The sequence below is a fragment of the Cellulomonas sp. PS-H5 genome (assembly GCF_019265565.1).
Taxonomy (GTDB): Bacteria; Actinomycetota; Actinomycetes; order Actinomycetales; family Cellulomonadaceae; genus Cellulomonas.
Genome location: NZ_JAHVCI010000126.1, coordinates 1 through 2,366, shown reverse-complemented (window position 1 = coordinate 2,366; position 2,366 = coordinate 1). Strand labels below are relative to the sequence as shown.

Annotated in this window: 2 protein-coding genes; both read left to right on the top strand. The window is 79.5% G+C overall.

What is annotated here, in order from left to right:
• Positions 1 to 1,320, top strand: a 1,320-nt coding sequence (locus J5O08_RS20525) for a hypothetical protein (RefSeq protein WP_218708763.1), incomplete at its 5' end; no start/stop codon positions are given.
• Positions 1,317 to 2,204 carry a DUF6492 family protein gene (locus tag J5O08_RS20520; protein ID WP_218708762.1) on the top strand — a complete coding sequence of 296 codons (888 nt, stop codon included), beginning with the start codon at positions 1,317 to 1,319 and terminating at the stop codon, positions 2,202 to 2,204. The genes J5O08_RS20525 and J5O08_RS20520, both read left to right, overlap by 4 nt.
• Positions 2,205 to 2,366 lie beyond the last annotated feature (162 nt).

The window sequence follows — 2,366 nt, the reverse complement described above, 5'->3', positions numbered from 1 at the left end:
CGGCGGCCCCGCGACCCCGGCGGACCTGCGGCGCACGGGCGGCTCGGCGTGAGGGCGCGGGACCTGCCCGCCGCCGCGCGGCGGGTGCGCGCGATGGGGGCGCGCGAGACGGCCCAGCGCGCGGCCGCGCGGCTGTACCGCGCCACCGGGGCCGCGGCGCTCGACTTCCCGCTGCTGCCCGACGACGTCGCCGACCCGCCGTCCGCGGCCCGCGCCGTACCCGCCGCACCGCCGCCGTCGGACCGGCCGCTGACCGTCGGGTGGCTGTGCGTCCCGCCCGGGCCGCACTCCGGCGGGCACACGACGATGTTCCGGATGGTCCGGGCGCTCGAGGAGGCGGGCCACCGGTGCGTGCTCTACCTCTACGACCGGCACGGCGGCGACGTCCGGCAGCGCGCGGCGGTGGTGCGGGCGGGCTGGCCCGGGCTGCGGGCCGAGGTGCGGGACGTCGCCGACGGCATCCACGGGGTCGACGCGTGCGTGGCGACGTCCTGGCAGACCGCGCACGTGCTCGCGCGGCGCGGCACGGACCCGATGCGGCGCCTGTACTTCGTCCAGGACGTCGAGCCGTACTTCTACCCGCACGGTGCCCAGCACGCCCTGGCGGAGGACTCGTACCGGCTCGGGCTGCACGTCCTGGCGCTGGGCGAGATGGTCGCGGGCCACCTCCGTCGCGACCTCGGCCTCGACGTGGACGTGGTCCCGTTCGGGTGCGACACCGACGTGTACCGGCCGCTCGCGCCCGCTGCCCGGGGCGGGGTCGTGCTGTACTCGAAGCCGGACGTCGCGCGGCGCGGGTACGACCTGGCGCGGCTCGCGCTGCTGCGGTTCCACGCGCGCCACCCGGAGCAGGAGATCCACGTCTACGGGGACGCGGCGCGGGACCTGGGGGTCCCGGCCACCCGGCACGGCGGCCTCGACCCGGCGGCGCTCAACGTCCTCTACCACCGGACGCTCGCCGGGCTCGCGCTGTCGTTCACCAACATCTCGCTGGTCGCGGAGGAGATGCTGGCGGCGGGGACCGTCCCGGTCGTGAACGACTCCGCCGACGCGCGCGCGGACCTGCCGAACCCGCACGTGCGGTGGGCCGCGCCGACGCCGGCCGCGGTCGCCGACGCCCTGTGCGCGGCCGTCGAGCACCCCGACCCGGCGGGGCGGGCGGCCGCCCTGCAGGCGAGCGTGGCGGGCCGGTCCTGGGCGGGGTCGCAGGCGCGGCTGGTGGCGCTCGTCGAGGGGCACGTGCGCGGGGTGCCGGTCGTCGCGGCGCCGTCGGCCGCGGCGGGCCGGCGCGCCGCCGGGGCGCGGGCGGCGCGCCCGTGACCGCCGCCCCGGGCAGCCCGGCGATGCTCGTGCTCACGCCCTCCTACCGCCCCGACCACGCGCTGTGCGTCGAGCTGAACCGGTCCGTGCTGCGGCTCGCACCCCCGTCGGTGCGGCACGCGCTCGTGGTGCCGCCCGCCGACCTCGACCTGTTCCGGCCGCTCGCCGGCCCCCGCACGACGGTGCAGGACGCCCGGGCCGTCGTCCCGCGGCCGCTCCGCAAGGTCCCGGGCCTGAACCTCTGGCTCGACCCCCGGGCGCCGTTCCCGCCCGTCCGCGGCTGGGTCGCGCAGCAGGTGGTCAAGCTCGCCGCGGTCGCCGCCGCCGACGCCGACCTGGTGCTGCTCGCCGACTCGGACCTGGTGTTCGTCCGGCCGTTCGGGCCGCGGACGTTCGCCCCGGACGGCGCCGTGCCGCTCTACCGCCGGGAGGGCGCCGTCTCCGCGCACCTGCCGCGGCACGTCCGCTGGCACGAGGTCGCCCGCCGGCTGCTGGGCCTGCCCCCGGGCGCCGAGGCGGCGCGGCCGGACTACGTCTGCTGGCCGTGCCTCTGGGAGCCGGCGGTCGTGCGTCGCATGCTCGCGCGGGTCGAGGCCGTGACCGGTCTGCCCTGGGCTGCCGCGGTGGGGCGGGAGCTGCACGTCTCCGAGATGGTGCTCTACGGGGTGTACCTCGACGAGGTCGAGGGCCGCGAGCGCCCGGTCCCGCACACCGACGACATGCGCTGCCCCGCGTACTCCGACGAGGCCCCGCTCGACCACGACGGGCTCGCGGCGTTCCTCGCCCGGCTCCGGCTGCGGGACGTGGCGGTGATGGTCTCGGCCAAGTCGGGCACGGCGCTGGACCTGCGCCGCCGGCTCATCGCGGACCGCGTCCCGGGCTGATCGGGCCGCGTCGGGACCTGGCGGCGGGGCCGGCGGGGTGCGCGGCCCCGGCGTCAGCCGCGGCGCTTCGCGGTGGGCAGGCCCGTGCGCCGCGCGGTGCCGGGCGTGCGGGCGGCGCGGGCCGGCTCGGCGGGGTCGGTCGCCGGCTCGCGCGGGGGACCC